At 52.2% G+C, this 19,622-nt stretch carries 19 protein-coding genes, 1 tRNA gene and 1 pseudogene; 2 read left to right on the plus strand and 19 right to left on the minus strand.

Annotation, left to right across the window (positions count from 1 at the left end):
- Window positions 1-7: 7 nt before the first annotated feature.
- From JQC72_RS02920 to JQC72_RS02955, 8 genes and pseudogenes are all read right to left on the minus strand, one after another.
- A complete protein-coding gene (locus JQC72_RS02920) occupies window positions 8-1,315 on the minus strand; it encodes an ABC transporter permease (protein WP_205492613.1) in 1,308 nt (435 codons plus the stop codon).
- A 613-nt stretch (window positions 1,316-1,928) separates the two neighbouring features.
- Complete coding sequence (gene queF, locus JQC72_RS02925) at window positions 1,929-2,360, minus strand: preQ(1) synthase (RefSeq protein WP_205492614.1); 432 nt, start codon at window positions 2,358-2,360, stop codon at window positions 1,929-1,931.
- Window positions 2,361-2,845: 485 nt separating this feature from the next.
- Complete coding sequence (locus JQC72_RS02930) at window positions 2,846-3,409, minus strand: hypothetical protein (RefSeq protein WP_205492615.1); 564 nt, start codon at window positions 3,407-3,409, stop codon at window positions 2,846-2,848.
- Between the two features lie 469 nt (window positions 3,410-3,878).
- A pseudogene (locus JQC72_RS02935) lies at window positions 3,879-4,674 on the minus strand (DUF2935 domain-containing protein).
- Between the two features lie 304 nt (window positions 4,675-4,978).
- Complete coding sequence (locus JQC72_RS02940) at window positions 4,979-5,350, minus strand: DUF4064 domain-containing protein (RefSeq protein ID WP_205492616.1); 372 nt, start codon at window positions 5,348-5,350, stop codon at window positions 4,979-4,981.
- A 25-nt stretch (window positions 5,351-5,375) separates the two neighbouring features.
- Entirely contained in the window at window positions 5,376-5,591 is a 216-nt protein-coding gene (locus JQC72_RS02945; protein ID WP_205492617.1) for a hypothetical protein, read from the minus strand.
- A complete protein-coding gene (locus JQC72_RS02950; RefSeq protein ID WP_205492618.1) occupies window positions 5,588-6,388 on the minus strand; it encodes a ParM/StbA family protein in 801 nt (266 codons plus the stop codon). Before JQC72_RS02950 ends, JQC72_RS02945 begins: the two co-directional genes overlap by 4 nt.
- A gap of 676 nt (window positions 6,389-7,064) precedes the next feature.
- Window positions 7,065-7,304, minus strand: a complete 240-nt coding sequence (locus JQC72_RS02955) for a hypothetical protein (RefSeq protein WP_205492619.1) — start codon at window positions 7,302-7,304, stop codon at window positions 7,065-7,067.
- A gap of 108 nt (window positions 7,305-7,412) precedes the next feature.
- Here JQC72_RS02955 and JQC72_RS02960 point away from each other — a divergent pair, with 108 nt between their 5' ends.
- Window positions 7,413-7,664 (plus strand): DUF454 family protein, encoded by a 252-nt coding sequence (locus JQC72_RS02960; protein WP_205492620.1) that lies wholly within the window; start codon window positions 7,413-7,415, stop codon window positions 7,662-7,664.
- A 38-nt stretch (window positions 7,665-7,702) separates the two neighbouring features.
- Here JQC72_RS02960 and JQC72_RS02965 read toward each other — a convergent pair whose 3' ends face one another.
- The 5 genes from JQC72_RS02965 to JQC72_RS02985 form a co-directional block, all read right to left on the minus strand.
- Window positions 7,703-8,338, minus strand: a complete 636-nt coding sequence (locus JQC72_RS02965; RefSeq protein ID WP_419179828.1) for an O-methyltransferase — start codon at window positions 8,336-8,338, stop codon at window positions 7,703-7,705.
- Between the two features lie 162 nt (window positions 8,339-8,500).
- Window positions 8,501-9,103 carry a GNAT family N-acetyltransferase gene (locus JQC72_RS02970; RefSeq protein ID WP_335342383.1) on the minus strand — a complete coding sequence of 201 codons (603 nt, stop codon included), beginning with the start codon at window positions 9,101-9,103 and terminating at the stop codon, window positions 8,501-8,503.
- 11 nt (window positions 9,104-9,114) lie between these two features.
- A tRNA-Gly gene (locus JQC72_RS02975) sits at window positions 9,115-9,188 on the minus strand.
- A 594-nt stretch (window positions 9,189-9,782) separates the two neighbouring features.
- Complete coding sequence (locus tag JQC72_RS02980) at window positions 9,783-10,199, minus strand: DUF308 domain-containing protein (protein ID WP_205492623.1); 417 nt, start codon at window positions 10,197-10,199, stop codon at window positions 9,783-9,785.
- Window positions 10,200-10,580: 381 nt separating this feature from the next.
- On the minus strand, window positions 10,581-12,194 hold the full coding sequence (locus tag JQC72_RS02985; RefSeq protein WP_205492624.1) for a peptide ABC transporter substrate-binding protein: 1,614 nt from the start codon (window positions 12,192-12,194) through the stop codon (window positions 10,581-10,583).
- A 188-nt stretch (window positions 12,195-12,382) separates the two neighbouring features.
- Here JQC72_RS02985 and JQC72_RS02990 point away from each other — a divergent pair, with 188 nt between their 5' ends.
- Window positions 12,383-13,348 (plus strand): C40 family peptidase, encoded by a 966-nt coding sequence (locus JQC72_RS02990; RefSeq protein WP_205492625.1) that lies wholly within the window; start codon window positions 12,383-12,385, stop codon window positions 13,346-13,348.
- Here JQC72_RS02990 and dacB read toward each other — a convergent pair.
- From dacB to rodA, 6 genes are all read right to left on the minus strand, one after another.
- Window positions 13,307-14,638: a D-alanyl-D-alanine carboxypeptidase/D-alanyl-D-alanine endopeptidase gene (gene dacB, locus JQC72_RS02995; protein WP_205492626.1), complete on the minus strand. Its 1,332-nt coding sequence runs from the start codon at window positions 14,636-14,638 to the stop codon at window positions 13,307-13,309. The genes JQC72_RS02990 and dacB overlap by 42 nt on opposite strands.
- 1 nt (window position 14,639) lies before the next feature.
- Window positions 14,640-15,020 carry a DUF1499 domain-containing protein gene (locus tag JQC72_RS03000; protein WP_205492627.1) on the minus strand — a complete coding sequence of 127 codons (381 nt, stop codon included), beginning with the start codon at window positions 15,018-15,020 and terminating at the stop codon, window positions 14,640-14,642.
- 24 nt (window positions 15,021-15,044) lie between these two features.
- Window positions 15,045-15,341, minus strand: coding sequence for a DivIVA domain-containing protein (locus JQC72_RS03005; protein ID WP_205492628.1), 297 nt, complete (start codon window positions 15,339-15,341; stop codon window positions 15,045-15,047).
- 864 nt (window positions 15,342-16,205) lie between these two features.
- Window positions 16,206-16,703, minus strand: coding sequence for a YhcN/YlaJ family sporulation lipoprotein (locus JQC72_RS03010; protein WP_205492629.1), 498 nt, complete (start codon window positions 16,701-16,703; stop codon window positions 16,206-16,208).
- A gap of 104 nt (window positions 16,704-16,807) precedes the next feature.
- Window positions 16,808-17,491 carry a zinc metallopeptidase gene (locus JQC72_RS03015; protein ID WP_205492630.1) on the minus strand — a complete coding sequence of 228 codons (684 nt, stop codon included), beginning with the start codon at window positions 17,489-17,491 and terminating at the stop codon, window positions 16,808-16,810.
- A 919-nt stretch (window positions 17,492-18,410) separates the two neighbouring features.
- Window positions 18,411-19,568: a rod shape-determining protein RodA gene (gene rodA, locus JQC72_RS03020; protein WP_205492631.1), complete on the minus strand. Its 1,158-nt coding sequence runs from the start codon at window positions 19,566-19,568 to the stop codon at window positions 18,411-18,413.
- Between the last annotated feature and the right edge of the window lie 54 nt (window positions 19,569-19,622).

Here is a 19,622-nt window from a genome sequence, read left to right on the forward strand (position 1 = left end):
TTCCTCCTTATGCCAGACTGCGCCGGAAGCGCACGGTAGCGATCAGGATGAACAATACCGCATAACCCGCCAGCACCCATAATCCGGTCGTTGCCTCCAACGGAGAGACACCTTTTAGAAACGCTCCGCGGCTGATCGGCAGGAAATACGTAAGCGGCATCAGATAAGCGAGCCAACGGATCCCCCACGGCATCGCCTCCAGAGGAAAGACGAAACCGGAAAGAATAAATTGCGGAACCAGTGTCAATACGGCCAACTGCATCGCCTGTTGCTGGTTTTGCGACACGGTGGAAATCAGGAGTCCCATGCCGAGCGACCCTGTCAAAAACAACAGTGCCACCAACAGAAACGTTCCGAGTTCTCCGCGGTACGGCACGTCAAACACCCATACCCCGACTGCCATCACCAGCAAAAAATCCACCAAGGCGATCAACATGTAGGGGAGCAGTTTGCCCACCATCAGCTCCCATGGCCGAAGCGGCGAAACGATCAACTGCTCCAGTGTTCCCCGTTCCTTTTCCCGCACGACACCCAACGCCGTCATCAACGTTGTGACAAAGATCAGAACCAGCCCCACCAGTCCGGGAATCATGTAATACACACTTTTCAGGTCAGGGTTGTACCACACTTTCACCGAAGGTTGAAGCAACTCCGTCTTCGGGAACAATTGCCCGATCGTTTCGGAACGCTGTTGAACCACCGATGCCAGCGACCGCCCGATTTGCTCCTGTAAAGCCGCTTGTATCTGTTGACGTTGTTCCGCGGGCATATGCCGAAACATGGACGCCAAACGCGGGTCCTGAATTTGTGCGAGGTTCAGATCAATCCCCCCACCCGGCGCCGTCATGGATCGCTTGATTTTCGCCTGCAAGTCGGCCAAACTTTCTTTTTGCACGCGGAACAAAAATTCGTTGACCCGACGAACCGCCGATTGGGCTGTGAACAGACGACTGCCGTCCACCCACACCCGCATTCGGGCGGCGGACGATTTCGGGAGAACGCGGTAGTCTTTCGGGAAGACCATTACCACGTCGGCACGACCGTCTTTCAGATAAGCCCGCGCCTGCTCACTGCTCACTTTCCCTTGGTACGAAAAATCATCCTGTTGGCCGATCTGTCCGATCACCTGGCGGCTGTCGGCATTGTTCGCCTCATCCACCACATACACGTGAATGCGGTGAATGTCGAAGTTGACGGCATAGCCGAACGCCACCAACCAGATCACCGGCAACATCAGCATCATCGCCAATGACCGCCTGTCGCGCCGCAATTGGATGAACTCCTTGCGCACCATGGCTCCGATTCGGTGAAACATGATGGCTCCTCCTATCTGCGGATAGTGAGTGATTACTCACTTATATTTTATGTACCGTTATCTTCCACGTCAACAAAAAAGCATCTAATCCCTCATTATGTTAATCTTCCCTTTTTGGTATCCCTTCAGCAATGGAATTTCCCCATCAAGAGCGACAAAATGAAAAGGGGATACCGAGATGAAATCATGGAAGGAATAGGCAAACAAACGAAAGCGGGAAGTGCTCACGTGATACTACGCTGATCGGGAACCCGTCCTTGATTTCATCCCGGGCTATTTGGATACTCGTTCCTGTTATCCGTCGGAATCGCAATGCCATTCAACTCATACCCACTCCCGTGCTCGGAGATGGCAGAAAAAAGCGAATTCTTTTCCGGTCACAGAGAAGCCCTGGAATCGGATCGCCGGATTGATTGTGATTCTGCTGTGGCTACTGCTCACGGCTGGTTGTTCTACATCATTCACCCTTGCGTGAATGCGAAACGCACGACTCATTCTGACAAAAGAGCCAGATACACTTCCGCGAAGGCTTGGAGCGAAAAAAAGGGAGCTTCCGCTCTCATGCACCGGAAACGCTCCCTTTTTAGGACCTAACATGCTCATTTTCCTGCTCTTATTTGCGTACGTAGCCTTCTTTCGTATACTCCGCCACCACGCGGGTGCCCAAGCCGCCGCGCGGGTTCCACACCGCTTCCACCTTCATGTATTTCGGCTGGATCAAATTGACCAGGTCCTCCAAAATGCGATTGGTCGCATGCTCCTGATAGATTCCAACGTTGCGGTAGGAAGTCAGATAATATTTGAGCGATTTCATCTCCACCAACAATCGGTCAGGGATAAAGGTGATGGTCAACTCGGCAAAATCGGGCAGACCTGACCATGGACAGACGGAGGTGAATTCACTGGTCGGGATGACCACTTCCGTATCTTTGCCGGGATATTCGTACGGGATGGTCTCCAGGATATCCACCATGATCGCCGATTCGTCTTGCGTGTCAAAACGAATGTTGGCGTATTTGCTGTGGTCATGCGTCACTTTTCCCATCTGGCACACCTCTCCTCGATTCGATCCGCCGTACGGATCGGTCCTTCATATCTCAAGCAATTTCATTATACCGGACCTTCCGCTTTTTTTCATATGGGATCTCCCGTCACATAGATCAAATGATGTAGAATGTTAACCGGAGGTGTTCCAACTTTGGAAGAACGCAACCTACGAACCCATCCTTCTCGAATGCGCTGTCCCCAGTGCGGCAGTCTCCATTTTCTCGAGACCGGCCAGCTTTTTGCATTGACTCCGATGACCCAAACCGCGGACGGACGGACGCGCTTACATACAGAAGGCGCCGTACCCGTACTCAATTACCAGTGCAGGCAATGCGGTCACATTCTGCTTTACAGTGCCAAACACCTCAAACGGATCTAGTGGCCTCCCCGCGGAACGGAACCGGCCACGGATCCGTCCCGCACCGTGTGGCACACTGTGCTTCTTGTGACACGTCTTCCACACGCTACCGCCAAACGACCCTCCTATCCCAAAATCTGCATTTGCCGAGCCAATTCATCCAAACGAGTGTTCCAACGATCCAAAGCGTTCGTGGCGGATTGTATCATCTCTCTATTTCCCGTGGTAATCCCGATCCGTAACTGTTTGACGGCGTGGAGGATCCCCTCATCCGCTTCCAGCAAATCGGCATGGAACTGCTGAAAGTCTGCCATACCGGGAGTATGGAGCTGTTTCAGCTCGCGCAAAGCCGATTCATATCGGGTTACGCCTTCGTCCAACAAACCGAAACCACTCTCCGTATCGCCGTTTTGGATCAGCGATAACCCTTGGGCGACCGCCCGCATCCCCTCCGCCATCCGTTCGGACAACGTACCGACCTGCTCCAGATATGCTGCTTTTTCCTGCCGGGTTGCCTCAGGCTCCGACACTTCCGGGGCGGGAGCAGGTGTCGGCGCGGGTGTCGGTTTCGCCGGCACAGCCGATTTCGATTCAGTCTCTTTCGCCGGGGCCGAAGGGGTTGCCCCACACCCGATTGTTCCCCACCACAACAGACTCGCCGCGATTCCAACCGTCCACCGTTTTTTCAATGCGATTTCTCTCCTTTGTGCAGATTCGTGCCATGTCAGTGCCTATCTTATGTGGATGGAAACGGTTGGTGCGGAAACGAAAAGATGCCCTCACGGGCATCCTGGTTGTTCACAAAGTTTGCAGTCACCCCGATCGAAAGTATGCATCCGACTACAAGTGCGAGGCAACAGAGCGCATGGCAATGGAACAAGTCTCTTCCCTCACCTGTTTGACTATTCGCACCACTTCCGGTTCACTACCGCGCCAAACTCCTACCGGCTACGCCGAGGAGTCGAATATGAACAAGTTCGGGATGCAGCAGTTTTCCCGATTAGCATGATAATCCAAATCCGGCCTTGAAAATCAACAATGTTTCCAATGTCCCGGAGCCAAAGAAGAATGGATCGCTACACGGATTGTACCGGAAATTCATGGATTATACACCTCTTATATTTTCTGAGCTTCGGTAATGGCTTGCCCGCCAATGTCTCACCGGGTCTTAGCATTTAAATGCTGTTCAAACATATCAATAATAGTGAGAAACCTTTCTGCTTCGCGAAACACGTGATCTGCCAATAAAGGATGAATAATGCTTTTTATTCGGCACGCTTCAATTAATTCGCGTGCAGTTTTTTTGAAGTCACGAAGTGATTTTACAGATACTCTGTTCTGATCCAGAAATTGATCCAAGAGAGGAACGGTTTGTGATTGAGGACGCATCGATTCCAAATCTCTGGCTTGAAATAGTAACTGATCAAAATCATGACTAAAACTTCGTGCTTGTTCAACCAGCTTGCGTTCGGATGGGTCAAGTAAATGAGCAATGAATTTTGCATGGTCAGCCATAATACGTAAGAAAAATACATTTTCATCAATAATCGCATCAGGTAGTGGTTCTAATGTTCCTGTATTGAGTTCTCTCAATCGCTTTCTAAAATAATTGGCTTCCCTGCTTACATGGTCGATTAATAAGGGAAAGTTGTTTGCCCCGGGCAATTGACATGTGAGCACCAAGCCCAATACCTTTCTTTTGAATGCCCAAATCTGTGAGGCAGCATTGTAAACCTTTGCATTAAACCGTTTAATGACCTCAGGATCTGTTTTGAATGAGTAGGAATGCGCTTTGTTTTCTATACCTTGAAACAAAGCATAAAAGTAGTCGGCTTCCTGAATCAATTGAGTATCTTCACATCGAAAACCTAATTTAAGAAAGAGTGAATGTTCCTTCATGACGTGACCAAAATCGTATCTCATCTAAAGAACGCGCGACAAACCCGTCTGACATAATCTCTCCTCACTTTCACTTAATAATGGCGCCCATTCTCTCAGACAATGGAATGTACAAAAAAATTCAATTTCTCTAGATAATATAAAAAAATCCCTTTTACCCGTCTTAAGCTCTAACAGCTAGAGTCGCTCGACAGGGAATCCGGACCCGCTCTCCTAAAAGAGGGTGTCCCAATTCCTGCGAGCGACCATTGAGCCACAGCGATTCAGGAATGAGAGGGAAACCGGCGTACCCGAAATCGCGAGTGGTGAAACCCCTTTGTCAGCAGTCTCGATGCCTTCCCGGGCATCCGGGATGTGCTTCACACTTCCGTATGGTTTTGCCTGTCCGTTTTGGGAATTCGAAGTGACAATGCACCGGAGAGGATCAACAATACACCGGGAATCAGCCACAGAATAAACGCTACAAAAAAGCCAAGAATGCCGGTGGCCAATGTCACGCCGCCACTCCATTTGTGATGCTTCCGGATTTGCGAAGGTGCGGAAAGAATCATGGAAGCGATCGAGCCGATCAACAGCAGAATACCGGCCACCGTGATCACCATACCGCCCTGTTGCGCTTCTTCCACTCCCGAAACCAGTCCAACGCCGCCGAACAACACATAGGAAAGGGACAAGAGCAGCCCGAAAATACCACCGATCAAAGCCAACACAAACTCCGTCGTTCGATTCAAGCGGGATTCCTCCATTCTTGCATGCTCATCCAAAAGGAAGGCCGCTGTTACGGATCACCTGTGCCGCATCGGGCCGGGACGTTTCCCATTGTCCATCCGGTTCCAGATAACCGTAGCGCCACGCAAACAACAAATGTTTGACCAGATCGTCGAAATTGCCCGTTTTCTTTTGCGCAAACTGAAACAGATCATTCTCCATCGGATCAGACAGATCAAATGAGACACCCACTGTTTTTTTCATACCTGCACTCCTTCAAGCATTGCTTTCCCCACCGCGAAATAACCCCGAACATTGGCTGTTTGCGGATATTTGACCGCCAATGCGCAACGGAAATGTTCCTGGATGTGCGGCTCCATCTTTTTCGCCATTCCCCCTACCAACAGGACGACGTCGTCTGCTCCCCATTTTTTGGAGACACTGCTGGCGATCAAATCCGCCATCTCCCTTACATTGGACTCCTTGGCTGTTTCCCACCCGATCGGAATGGTGCCCGACTCCCGGTCGATAAACACCCGGTCCTTGAATGTCGCATAGTTGGTAGTCTTGGCTCCAAAATCGATGATGCGCACCAATCCCATGCGCGGTTCGGCGAAAAATGCACTTCCCCCCTCAATTGTGGTGTAGACGCGATCGATGTGAAACTGTTTCCACTGGCCGTTCACTTCCACGTGATGATGCCCCTGCAACAGCCGCTTGACTGCGTACTTCTCCTCCTCGGTAAAATTGACGATCGGCAAACCCGTCACCAACGTGACCTTTCCCTTCCCTCCCGCCAAGTGAATGGCGGTCAGCGTGAGCAAGAGCGTCTCCTCCACCGCTTTGGTGTCCTGCATCGCCTGGCGGGTAAACTCCCCTTCCCGTTCGGCGAGTTGACCCACAAACCATTTTCGGCCCCGGTACTGCAGTTCGATGTCCCCTTCCACTTCCTGCCGGTAGTTCCGTTTGCGCCACCCGCTCACTTTGCTGGGAAACAGAAAGGTCTTTTCTTCCGTCATCACTTTGACATAACTGCGCCCGCAATCCACCGCGATGATCATCTGCCATCCCTCCGCAACACAATATACGCACACGGCTTCCGCTTTATTATCCTTCGGTAAAAACGGGACAGCCACTGTGTTCGAAAAATGTTGATCTCCGACATGGGAATGAAAGGAATGGGGTACAAAGGGAGTAGTGCATGACCATCATTCCCGACAATCAGCCAAAAAAACCCGCGGCTGGTGACAGATTGATCTGTGACGGTCGGCGCGGTGATTCTTTCCCACCACAAAGTGTCGATTATTTTTTGCCCGTGTAAGGAATCGGTGGCATTTTTACAGAAAGCTGACTGCAAGCCCCTTGGGGGTATTTGAATCGTGGGATAAAAGACAGCTTTGTCCGTGATCCCCATCACGGGGATGGTCAGGGAAAACAAGAAATGTCAGCATCTTCATCAATCTGTGCTCATCCTGCTGGTAGTAGGATTTTGTACGTCATGGCAGGAAGTGCTGGCGGCAAAAACCCCCACCGGGTACCATGAGCGCGAGTAAAGAAGAACCGGCGTACCGGTAATACCACGGGCACTTCCGTTGGTCGCAGGTACGCCGCCCATGCGGGTACATGCAGCGTTGTTGCAGAACTGCTTGGGACCGGGTGATACACACCCCTGAACTTGGGCGTTATCCGAAGCGGAAAACGGACTGCGGACGCCAACGGTCCAAGAATTCCACGTTTTCAGACATGTGGCGTGTCAAGAAATTTTTCTGCATTTATTGGACTTGGTACCCCCATACCAGGTTGTGCATCTGTCAGCTCAAAAGGGAGCATCTCAAACGGCCTGCGAATATAATGAAAAAGCCAGACAATGGGGCCGGCACGATGAAAAATTGCCGGCGTACAAACCATGGTTGGGGCAACAGCCAAACAGACAGGCAAAAGGGACACCGGTGACTGTGAACCGATGAAACGCTCCATATTCTTCCCTCCGGTCCTTTCCTTTTAACCGTATCGAATCTGTGTTAGAATGGCAGTAAGTCAATCAGCGCAAACTATGTAACAAATCACGTGAATAGGAGTTGCTTCATGAACGCGAATGTCAAACGGATCTTGCTGACAATCGGCGGCTGGTTCTTCCTGTTTCTCGGTGTACTCGGTCTCTTTTTGCCCGTGTTGCAGGGTGTGCTGTTTTTGTTGATCGGTTTGTACATGCTGTCCTACACTTCGCCTTGGGCCCGCCGTTTATTAATGAAACTGCGCGCCCGTTATCCCAAGCTGGCGGAGCGGATCGACCGGTTCAAAAAGACACGGAAAATCCAACAGCTGTTCCGACCGTAAACAAACCCCGGCCTATCTTGCCGGGGTTTGATTTGGTGTCAGTCCTTCACCTGCGCCACCAACAAGCCATCACCGAAAGGCAACAGCATGGCTTCCACCCGATCATCCCGCGAGACAGCCTCATTGAAACGAAGGATGGCACGGACACGTTCGTCCTTGACGTTTTCTTCGAAAATGCGGTCATGAAGCAGGGTGTTGTCCGCCGTGATCACTGCGCCGGGGCGAGCCAGCCGGATCGCCCATTCCCAATAAGTCAAGTAACTTTCCTTGTCCGCATCGATCAGGAAAAAGTCAAATGTTTCCCCCTCCTCAGCCAACTGCTGCAAGCTTTTCTTGGCGTCCCCGACACGGATTTCCACCCGATCAGCCAACCCGACACGTTCCACGTTGGTACGGGCAAACGATGCATGAGCGGCATTCAATTCCAGCGAAACCAGACGACCGTCTTCCGGCAGGGCGCGGGCGAGCCAAATGGTACTGTACCCCCCCAGTGTCCCGATCTCCAACACCCGTCGAGCACCCGTGATTCGTACCAGCATGTGCAAGGTTTTACCCACATTGGGGGACACTGAGATCTGCGGCATGCCTCTCTCGGAAAGGCCCGGTTCGATCGAACGAAGCACCTCGTCTTCCTTGACAAACAACTGTTGAACATACGCTTCCCGTTTATTCACCATTGACTCCCCCTATACAAGCGGTTGTTGATGATTTCTTCTATCTTTTCCGACATTGTTCACGGTCCTGAGTGCCCGTTCCTTGTATGCCGGTGGATGAAAGATCCGGGCGGCCTATTTAGTCGGCAACTGTTCACCAAGTACCGACAACTTGATTTTCCATTATGATCCATCCTCATGTCCAGCCCGATCCTTTTCCCAATCTTCCCGTAACAATCCCATTACGATCTTGTCCCGGTAACCATGGATGGTCCAAAAAGCTTTTCGCAAAACGCCTTCCCGAACAAATCCGCATTTTTCGTAACAACGGATCGCTCGTCTGTTTTCATCGAACGTATCAAGCTGAATGCGGTGTAGATTGTACCGCTGAAACAGCAGGTCCACAAACACCCTCAGCGCCCGTGTGCCGTACCCTTTGCCCCAATACGACTTTTCACCGATCGTGAAACCGATGATCACCGAACGGGATACCGCGTCAAAATCGCGAAAATGGCAAGAACCGATCGGTTTCCATCCCCCATCTTCCCTGATCTCCACCATATACATCAAACTGCGGCTGTCCGAACGCTGTCCGCGGATGCGTTCCGACAATTGTGAAAACGTGACGGCTGAATATCCGTGCCCGCCGGAAGACCAGTACGCCACTTCCTCATCCTGACGCCAAAGGTAGATCAAGGGCACATCCTCCTCCGTCGCCAGCCGAATCCGGACCAACGACCTTCTCCCCTTTTCCAAAAAATAAAAACCCGTCGCACGCAGGTGCAACGGGTTGGTCCTGGAGCGGATGACGGGAATCGAACCCGCGTTACTAGCTTGGGAAGCTAGTGTTCTACCATTGAACTACATCCGCGCGGTGCAGAAATTATTTTAGCACGTCTCTTTTGTCTATGCAACCTTTTTTTGTACGGAAAAACAGATTCGTCCCCGGCCCGGATTTCCACATCCATATTTCCAGCTGTTGTCCTCGGTCGAACTTTCCACACCTGAACGGTCATGGCGGTGAAACGGGTATCTCCGCTGCAAGGATTGACGGGCTTTGTTGGAATGCGAAAATCATCCCCCGTCACCAAAACCTGGATCTGTCCGGGTATTGGCTGGTTTTGATCCACAGGGTCAATGAATTGTTGATGCCCGTTTCACCTCAAGGTGACTTGCTCCGCACGGCTAAAGCACCGGAACCTTCTCGCTTCATCCGGCGTGGCTGCCCACATCCATCCACGACGGCTTCGTCCAAACGTGGGTGATTTTCGGTTTCACGAGTCTTTGCTTGCATCGTCGTTTTCAATGTTGTCGCACGACTTGATGATACCCAAATGCTGTCGGACTTGCGAGAGTGGAAGCCCTCCCGCGTCCGACGCTCGCTTTCATCCCAACCCCAAAGGGCTGGGCTTTCCCGCTCGCTCATTATAAAAGCGCTCCGATTTCGGAGCACTTTGGAACAACATCAATACCGCATGATCGGCGTAATCACCATGGAGGCCGCGATGGCGATCACTGACAGGGCCAACGCCCACCAACCGATGCGACTGCCCCTCGCCGCCGCAAACACGCCTAAAATAATACCGACGGAGCCGAACAAAAACGGGAGCAGGAAAAAGGAAATCAGCGACAACACCAAAGCGATGATCCCCATGGTGCGCCCGTCGGACACACCTTCTTTTTTGCGGTCGGGAATGTTGTCCCGGCGGACAGGTTCGGCCAACTCAGAAGCCGCTTCCACATCCACCGGTTCTGTATTGGCATAACTCCACTCCTTAGAAGTGCGATCCGTATTCTCCACCTGATCCCGCTCGTCCTGAAGGGAAGCTTCCAACTGCCGCATTTCCTCCCTTTTTTCGTCTTCATGGTGCTCTTTGGCCACAAAAATCCCTCCACTCGTATGAGCCTGATATTAGTATGCGACAGTGGAAGGAACGGTATTTTGACAGTTTCTACATCACCAGGAAACGCCTGTCCAAAAGGTAATCCGCCTTCATATCGAGAACGGAACAATCCCGTGACAAAAACGGCACCCGCCAACATGATCCATGCCATCCATCCTGCATCGGGCAGATACTTCCCGACCGTTGTTTCATCGTTCTCCGTTACCAAAAACAGGTGCCAACAACCATCAACCGTTTCCAGTGATGGAGCAACTGCCGGTTTCTCCCTTCCAAGACATGTTCCGTGAATGCTGCTCGCTTTCCCCACCCGCTCTTTATAAACCGGCCCCCGCACGGAGGCGGGGGACCGGCGATTCCTGTTATTTGTCCAGCACCGTGAACCGATAATCACTGGGTCCGACCGGGTGGCGGATGATGTTTTTCACGTAGTCCTTTTGCACGTGTACCTGATTGTAGTAGTACAACGGGAAGATCGGCATTTCGTCGAACAGGATCTTTTCCGCCTGATGGAGGTATCCCAGCCGTTTGGTATCGTCAGGTTCGGAGAACGCCTTTTTCACCAAGGCATCATATTGTGGGTTGCTCCAACCTGTCCGGTTCATCGGATGATCCGTTTGGAAACTTTCCAGATAGTTGTACGGATCGTTGTAATCAGGCAAAAAGCTGGAGCGGGACAATTGGTAATTCTTCGCCTTTTGGTTGGACAAAAACACTTTGGTTTCTTGGCTTTGCAACCGGACATCCACGCCCAGGTTTTGTTTGAACATCGCCTGCAGTGCTTCCGCCACGGCCTTGTTTTTCTCGTTGCTGTTGTAAAGCAGGGTGACGGGAGGCAATGTTTTCCAACCCTCCTCCTTCATCCCCTCTTGCAACAATTGTTTGGCTTGCGCGGGTTGGGCCGCCAACGGTACAAACGGTGATGCCGCTTTGCGGAAATCGCCCGTTTGGGATAAAGTTCCCGGTGAGACGAACGCACCTGCCGGCTGTTCATTCCCCTGAACCACTTGTTTCACAATCGCGGTGCGATCCACCGCCAGAGCGAACGCTTTGCGGATTTTCGCATTGTGAAAGGGGGGTTTGGTGACATTGAACCGGAAAAACTCCAGACCCGATCCGGGGTTCACCTTGGCATCCCCTTTTTTGATCAATCCGGCCAAGATGTCAGAGGGCACGGACTTCCGGCTCAACATGTCCAATTGACCCGATTGATACATTTGATAGGCCGTTTTCTGTTCAGTGACCATCGTCCACGAAATGCCGTCCAGTTTCACTTGATCCGCCAGACGGTAATGTTCGTTTTTCACGACCTCGATCTTTTGGTCATGTTTCCACGTTTTCATTTTGAACGGGCCGTTGCTGACATAGCTTGCGGCTTCGTTGTAGAGGTTCGGGTTTTTTTCCAATCCTTTTTTGTAGACGGGTGAATATACCGGATAACAGGTCAACTGCTTAAAAAACGGTGTCGGCTGGCTCAGTTTGACCACCAATGTACGGTCGTCCGTTGCTTTCACCCCGACTTGATCGGCTGTCGCTTTTCCGGTGTTGTATGCTTCGGCGTTTTCGATGAAATACATTAAGAATGCTGCTTCCGAAGCGGTTTGGGGATTGAGCACCCGTTTCCACGCGTATTCGAAATCGTGGGCGGTCACCTTCTCTCCATTGGACCAGTGAGCATCCCGCAGATGGAACGTATACGTCCGTCCGTCCGACGATACGTCCACTTTTTCGGCTACGGCCGGCTCCGGCTGATGTTGGGCGTTGAGCCGCATCAACCCTTCAAACAGTGAACCGACCACATCCATGGAATCTTCGTCAAACGCTTTTGCCGGATCGAGCGAAGAGGGTTCTCCCGAAGAACTGTTCTGCCTTAAAATTTTTTCTCCGGTCCCTTCCACCGAACCACCCTGACATCCGACAGCCAACAAACTGATTGCGAGGATAAATATGAGCATCAGTCTCCCATAACGCCCCATGGCACAACCCCCTTGAAAATTCTCCTTTTCCTACGGAAAAAAACGAATCCATTTCCATTGATACGATTTCGATCACGGCGCAAAAAATTCCTTTTTTCCGAAAATCCCGAGGAACTCCCGTTTGCAGAATCGAATACATCTCGAAGGACAGTCGTTTGTTTTCACTATATCGCACGAGGAGGGAAAACATGACGATCGCCTATGTCCGTGTTCCGGTCGCCAACGTATGGAAAGATCCGGACCGACCGCGAGAAATGGACGGTGTAATCCTGAAAAGGCATCCGAGTGTGTTTGAATGGTTGTCCCGACTGGACGAGGAGAAGGACGGACGGTTGGGGCTGGTCGGACGCTTGGAAACCCAACTGCTGCTGGGAGAACCGGTGTGGGTGAAGGAAGAAATAGACGGCTGGGCGCACGTATTCATTCCCGGACAGCCGCATCACGAAGAAAAACGGGGTTACCCCGGCTGGGTCCCCGCTCATCATCTCGCTTATCATCCGGATTTCCACCATATGCGGGAGAGCCACCCGTTTGCGATCGTAACGGCTTTGAAGACCGGACTGTTGATCGACGGCGCCCAGCGTACGATGGAAATCGGATGGCTGACCCGCTTGCCCTTTATCGGAGAAGCCAACGGTGACGTCATCGTGATGACCCCGTCCGGCATACCGGGACGGGTTCCGGTTGAACACGTTCACATCGGCCGTACACTGCCGGTGGCCGCAGCGAACCGACGCATCGAGACGGCCCGCCGTTTTTTGGGCCTTCCTTATCTATGGGGCGGCACTTCCGTGTATGGGATGGATTGCTCCGGCTTTGTCCACCGTGTGTTTGAAGCTTGTGGTATTCGCATTCCCCGCGATGCTCATGTTCAAGCCTCATTTGGTCTGCGCATCGAGCGGGACTCGCTGGAACCGGGCGATCTGGTCTTTTTCGCTTACGAGCAGGGCAGAGGTCGGATTCATCATGTGGGGATGTATGTGGGAGACGACCGATTCATCCACGCCCCGCGAACGGGGTTGCCCGTTCAGGTGCAATCACTCAGCCAAGACGCACCATATGCGGAGGAATTTTGTTTTGGCCGACGCTATGACGGCTCCGAGTTTCCGGCCTCAATCCCGCTCATCACGGATATGGTCGGCGAGGAGACGTAAAAACGCATCCTGGAGGTTTTCCACGTTTCGTTCTTCCCGCACGCCGTTCACCATCAGCGAAAACACGTAAACGGGCGTCCGACCTTCAAACAGGTATCCCGAAAGCGTTTTGACACCGGTGAGCGTGCCTGTCTTGGCGCGAACGGTGATCGGCGGCGGGAGCGGATTCCGTTTCTTCAACGTACCGGTTTGTCCGTAAACCGCCAAACTGTCCGCAAAAACGGAGAAAGCCGGATGGTCTAGCATCAAGCGCAACAATTCGCACAATTGGCGTGGTGAACAGCGATTATGCATGGACAGACCCGATCCGTCCACAAATGCCGCGGGCGGTTCCAATCCCCACCGTCGCAAGGTTTGTTCGACGATTTGAATGCCTTGCTCCACCCAGTCCTTCCCACCGGATTCGCGCCCGATTGTATGCAGGAGAATCTCCGCCACCAAGTTTTCGCTGTCGGCATTGACCAATGCCAGGCACTCTTTCAGCGGTGGAGAGTCCACACCCGTCTTCCGCATCCGGCCACCGCTCTTCCGCCGGCGTCCGGTCCATGTTTCCGGGACGGCCAGACCTTGTTCCTGTGCAAACCAACGCAAACGCTCCATAAAAAAGTGCGGAGGCGACCATACCGCTCCCGTTACCTGCGGATCCTGGCGGGAAAGCGCCCCCTCGATGCGAAAACGGTTGGAACGTTCGGCCCTCATCACCCGTACATCTGATTCTTCCTCTTCGGTCCACGACAAATGACTTCGCCATTGAACAGTAAGTGTGCCATATGACGGTGGCAACCGAAGGCGGGGATAGGGGTCTTCCGGATCAGCCACCCAAGCAATCCGGTTCAATTCCATATTGAGCGCGTGGACAGGGGCGGCGTATCCTTCCGATAAATCATCCCGCGCCCAACCGGTACCCCATCGCCGCGTCGGGAATGCGCTGTCGTCCCAGTCGATACGACCGGGCATGCGTCGAACACCGTGTCCTTTTAATTCCGCCAACAGCGCTTCCGCCTGTCGTTGGCCGAACACGGGATCACCGCCCCCTACGATCAACCAACGATCTTCCGTCCATTCCAGGAGCGTTTGCCAACGATACTCCGCTCCCAACCGCTCCAATGCAACGGCGGAAGTCCACAGCTTGTTGTTGGACGCGGGAATCATCCATTCTTCATCCCGGTGACCGTACGTCTCCTTCCGTCGAAGCGAAAAAAGGGCACACCCCACTTGTGCCCCTTTCTCTCCCGATTCCGACTTCCATCGCTCCCACAACGGTTCCAGTCGATCACGCCATGTCCGCATGTCATGCCCCCGATACCCTTGGATGGATGCCATCCAGGTGTTGATAAATGGCTTGTATGCACTTTTTGTTCCAACCCAGATCGATCATTTTGCCCCTGGTTGCTGCATGAATATCCACCGCCACCCTGACCGGGGAAACCGCAAACAACGTGACCACCACATCATGTTTCCCGCCCAGCGGGTTGCGATACTCCAGCATGATTTCGTGACGTTGCCGGTCATGATGAACAACGCGAAACAATGAGAGGCGTGCCGGCAACTGTTCCAGTGTCTCTCCCACTTCTTTTACAGGTGCACGGTAATACCGGGTGCGCAGATCCGGATCGGGATCGCGTTCCCCCGTCTCTGTTACGCCGCTGAACATTCGGCGTAAAAATGACATCTTGTTTCCTCCTCCGTTGGGGTCCTATGGTCGGGTACTGAAAATACGCTGTTCCAATCGTTCCAAACGGCGCAGGATGTCTTGGATTACGGGGTCATTCGGGGAAATTTCCGTCTTGGCGAGGCGGGGATGCGTCATTTGACCAACTTGCCCGGATTGGGCTTTTTTCAGCTCTTTTTTCAGTCGTTCGTTTTCTTCGATCAACTCTTCGAAATTCTTGATCACCAAATCCAAAAACTGATTGACTTCATCTATGTCATATCCTCGGATGGCATGTTTGAAATCTTTTTTGTAAATGTCCATCGGCGTCAAACGTTGCATCGATGAAGCCTCCTCCCAAAATCCTGGTGTTTTCCCTTTATGTGACTTGCTCCGCACGGCTCAAACACCAAAGGCGCACTTCCTTCGGTCGCCGTGGGCTTCTCGCTCATCCGGCACGGCAACCCACTCCCATCCATGATGGCTTTGTTCAAGCCCGGAAAAGGGTTGGTTCTCATTGCCCGTATCCCGGTTCAGGAACGGATCCCATCGCTGGATGCAGAACATTTTTTGCGGCATGGACATCTCTGTCTGCCATATATCCGCATGAGCAACGATCGATCCGTTCGTTTCATGTCTTCTTTCCGGTCTGATCACATTCGGAGCATGCCTGTGACGTGTTGTGAGGATCGACCGTGATTGGTAACCGGCTTGAGGATCGGTGAAGCCATCGTACGGTTCTCCTTAAATGCGAGGGTATCCCGGTGTTTCCCCGCGCTACTGCTTGCTTGTGATCGTTCATGGTAATACCACGTCTCTTACAGGCAAACTTTCTTTGTTCAAGCATGGCGTTGCAGAGACCAGCGGCACATGCCCGGCGTCCATTCCATTTTTCCAGATTGACTTTTACGTTGGTTTCAGCCTGAATTTGCAGATTCTCATCATCGTAATCACCTTTTCCCTACAATTGTATTATACAGGATTCCAGGTATTTTCAGAATGGATCAAGGGCATGGGAACCATGTCAGACTTGCGAGAGCCAAAGCCCTCCCGCGTCCGACGCTCGCTTTCATCCCAACCCTGAAGAGGCCGGGTTTTCCGCTCGCTCTTTATAAATAATACTATAACGAACCGTTACAATGAAGGAAGGTCGGTTTGTTGACGATTTTCCCATGATGAAAGGCCCCTGGAATCAGGGGCCTTCGGTTACCGTGCCGTCGGGAACGTCCGTTGAATGATTTTCCGGAAATTGTCGATAAGCCCTGTGATTGGACGTCCTTGTTGGACATCACGCGCATAATCTCGCATCCGGGCGACAAAATCGGGATTGGTGGATACGTAGACAGTTCGTACGCTCGGATCGATCCTTTTCACCTGCCTGGAGATTTTGGACTTCAAACGCCCCGTCAAACCGGCACGGTAGTCTTTTTCCAACACGACCGCCACATATGCCGTGCGATCGGCCAGAAACACAACGGACGAGTCGACTTCTTTCAGACGGGCGACTGCGTCCGCCACATGATTGGCTGCCCGCAGATTGGTGACATTGGGTGCGGCATTCGGCGTACGGTAGGTAATCGGTTGTGTCGTCCTGGGACGCGTGTCAGGCTGGGATTCCGGTCTTTTTTGCATGGCACATCCCATCATTCCCAGGAACACCGCAAGCGTCAGCGTTCCCGCGATCCACTTGGTCAACAGCCGCATGGCCGTATTCCCCCTTTTGGTTGGATTCTCCGCTTAGTATCCGACGCTTGCGAATGAAATATGTAAAACAAAAAACAGCCGCGAAAAACGCGGCTGTGCGCATATCAATCATCGTTTTGCGAAACCACCAACATCGCCACGAAGCGAAACAGTTCCAACAGTGCGTACAACGCCGAAGCCACATAGGTTAACGCGGCCGCATTCAGCACTTTGCTGACGCCCCGTTCTTCCAGATTGCGGATATATCCATCGCGAACCATGATCTGTTTCGCGCGGGAGCTGGCATTAAACTCCACCGGCAGCGTGACAAGCTGAAACGCCACGGCAGCGGAGAAAAACACGACTCCCAGCGCAAACAGGTTCATCATTTGCAGGAAAATCCCACCCATCAGCAAGAACGGAGCCACGGAAGAGGCGAAGTTGACGACCGGAAACATGCGGTGCCGCAATACCAACGCACCGTACGCTTCTTTATGCTGAATGGCGTGTCCGCACTCGTGAGCCGCCACGGAAATCGCAGCGATCGAGCTGTCGTAGTAAACCGGCTCCGACAGACGCACAACCCGGTGAATTGGATCGTAGTGGTCAGTCAATTCCCCCGGTACCGGTTCGACCGCCACATCGTGCAGCCCGTTTGAATCCAAGATGCGCCGGGCAACTTCGGCACCGGTCAACCCGGAAGTGGCCGGTTCCTTCGCCCATTTACGAAATGTGCCCTTCACACGGAACTGCGCCCAAAACGTCAAACCCAACGCCGCCAATGACAAGATCCACAACAATGTCACCATAGGCTGATTCCTCCCATCGCATCATGATAAGTTTTTCTGCGACAACCGCTGAAGCATCCGGGTCTGATTTGGAGGCCGAAAGTATCGCTCTGAAACTGACGAGGCAAAATCCATCTGCAACGGAGTCGCCAACCAACGGCGAGAAAGTTCCATAACCAACGTTCAATCGCCGCTTTTTCATGCGCACGGCATCTATATTCCACATTCCTTTTGATCCGTGTCTTTTCTCTCGATGGCCGATGTGCAGTCCATTCACGCTCCCATCGAACCGTTGTGCATTCTGCGGATATCACCCCGTCACATGCACACATCGGAACCAACAGGAGCAACATCGCACTGATAAGCGATAAAGGGATCAAACTTGAACACCTCGTATCATCAGGGTGTCCTTTTTACGGTATTATACCACAGCCCCGCAACATGCTGGGGAATTTTAGACTCATCGCCACAAAAAGGTCACGCTGTCTGGAGGAAGCCCTTACAAACAGGATCAACAGCCTTATCGATGAGTTTGAAAAATAGATGAGTTTGAAAAATAATTGTCAATGTCATTCCTGACAAACAAATGGAAGCAACAGTGACGAAAAAACGTCTTTGAACCCTTCTTGTCGTCAACTACCACACGGCTAAAGCCATGGGCTTGGCAGTAATCTTATGGACGTTATTTATCAGTGGAGATGGGCGTCTTCTTCCACTGCTAAAGCCGTTGGGTTTCCGCCGCCCGGTATTTCTATGAGTGATGATTTGATCTGCCACCACCAAATGACACTGATCCCGGAACATTATATATCCAGAATATTCGGTTCCCTTGTGAAAAACTCAGCCCGAGCGGGCTGAAAGATCATGGGCGAAGTCTGCGGGCATTCCTTTCCTGTCCCGAATCCTTTCACCGGAGTCAGCCCGGTCGGGAACAGCCGCTTCACCGATCCATGAACAAAAACTCTCTTTTTTGCTGCATGCCCACATTCAACACCAAGCCCACCGCCACCATCTGGGTCAAAAGTGAACTGCCGCCGTAACTGATGAACGGAAGGGGCAAACCGGTGATCGGCAATATGCCGATGGTCATGCCGACATTTTGAAACACCTGAAACACCAGCATTCCGACGATCCCCGCAATGATGCAGGAACCGAAACGATCCTCACAACGCAGAGCGATACGGATCATCCGGTAAGCGATGAAGATAAAGATGCACAACAGGATACTTCCGCCGATAAATCCGAATTCCTCGGCAAACACGGCAAAGATGAAGTCATTGTGCGGTTCGGGAATCCATCGTCCCTGTGCCTGCGTCCCGTTGTGAAACCCTTTTCCCGACAACTGACCGGAACCGACGGCAATCATCGATTGGGTCAATTGATACCCCGCTCCGGTCGGATCGGATGCCGGGTCCAAAAAGGTCTGGATGCGCTCGATCTGGTGCGGTTCCAGTATGACGTGGATCAACGGGCTTTTGGTAACGTACAATCCCAACACCGTGCCGACAACGATCCCCACAATCACCACACCGGTGAGAATCCATCGCCAATCCAAACCGCCCACCAGCAGCATGCTGGCCAAAATTCCGATCAAAACCAATGCGGTTCCGAGATCGGGCTGTTTCAGGATGATCAAAAAGGGGACGGCAAACAACAGGAAGATTTTGCCCAGCGTTTTGAAATCACGCAGGGGCAGTCGCTTCACTTCGGCCAGATGTTTGGCCAAGATGAGTATCAAAAAGATCTTCATAAACTCCGACGGTTGGAATTGGAACGATCCGATACGGATCCATTGTTGTGCTCCCTTCACCTTGGCACCCAAGCCGGGGACCCAGACCAACATCAACAGAACCAATCCCAAACCGTACAACAAGTACAAAAACCTGCCCTGCGCCAAAATGCGGTAATCAAACAGGAGAACGGCCGTCATGAACAGAATACCCAGTAGATACCACCCGATTTGCTTGACCACATAGGAGGAATCCGACGTGTAGGTGGCGCTGGAAATGGAGAGAATGCTGATGACGGCCAAAAGCAGGACCAACACGATGAGCGGATAGTCCAATGATACGAGAGATCGCTTCCACTTGTGCGTCATCTGCTCACACCTGCTTTTTTCATATGATTCTTCTGCATGTCCATGCTAACATAG

The organism is Polycladomyces zharkentensis (assembly GCF_016938855.1).
In the GTDB taxonomy this organism is placed as follows: domain Bacteria; phylum Bacillota; class Bacilli; order Thermoactinomycetales; family JIR-001; genus Polycladomyces; species Polycladomyces zharkentensis.

Coding starts and splice junctions, on each gene's coding strand:
- JQC72_RS02920 (WP_205492613.1), bottom strand. CDS start 1,315: ATGTTTCACCGAATCGGAGCCATGGTGCGCAAGGAGTTCATCCAATTG.
- queF (WP_205492614.1), bottom strand. CDS start 2,360: ATGGGAAAAGTGACGCATGACCACAGCAAATACGCCAACATTCGTTTT.
- JQC72_RS02945 (WP_205492617.1), bottom strand. CDS start 5,591: ATGAAAAAAACAGTGGGTGTCTCATTTGATCTGTCTGATCCGATGGAG.
- JQC72_RS02950 (WP_205492618.1), bottom strand. CDS start 6,388: ATGATCATCGCGGTGGATTGCGGGCGCAGTTATGTCAAAGTGATGACG.
- JQC72_RS02955 (WP_205492619.1), bottom strand. CDS start 7,304: ATGGAGCGTTTCATCGGTTCACAGTCACCGGTGTCCCTTTTGCCTGTC.
- JQC72_RS02960 (WP_205492620.1), top strand. CDS start 7,413: ATGAACGCGAATGTCAAACGGATCTTGCTGACAATCGGCGGCTGGTTC.
- JQC72_RS02985 (WP_205492624.1), bottom strand. CDS start 12,194: ATGGGGCGTTATGGGAGACTGATGCTCATATTTATCCTCGCAATCAGT.
- JQC72_RS02990 (WP_205492625.1), top strand. CDS start 12,383: ATGACGATCGCCTATGTCCGTGTTCCGGTCGCCAACGTATGGAAAGAT.
- dacB (WP_205492626.1), bottom strand. CDS start 14,638: ATGCGGACATGGCGTGATCGACTGGAACCGTTGTGGGAGCGATGGAAG.
- JQC72_RS03000 (WP_205492627.1), bottom strand. CDS start 15,020: ATGTCATTTTTACGCCGAATGTTCAGCGGCGTAACAGAGACGGGGGAA.
- JQC72_RS03005 (WP_205492628.1), bottom strand. CDS start 15,341: ATGCAACGTTTGACGCCGATGGACATTTACAAAAAAGATTTCAAACAT.
- JQC72_RS03010 (WP_205492629.1), bottom strand. CDS start 16,703: ATGCGGCTGTTGACCAAGTGGATCGCGGGAACGCTGACGCTTGCGGTG.
- JQC72_RS03015 (WP_205492630.1), bottom strand. CDS start 17,491: ATGGTGACATTGTTGTGGATCTTGTCATTGGCGGCGTTGGGTTTGACG.
- rodA (WP_205492631.1), bottom strand. CDS start 19,568: ATGACGCACAAGTGGAAGCGATCTCTCGTATCATTGGACTATCCGCTC.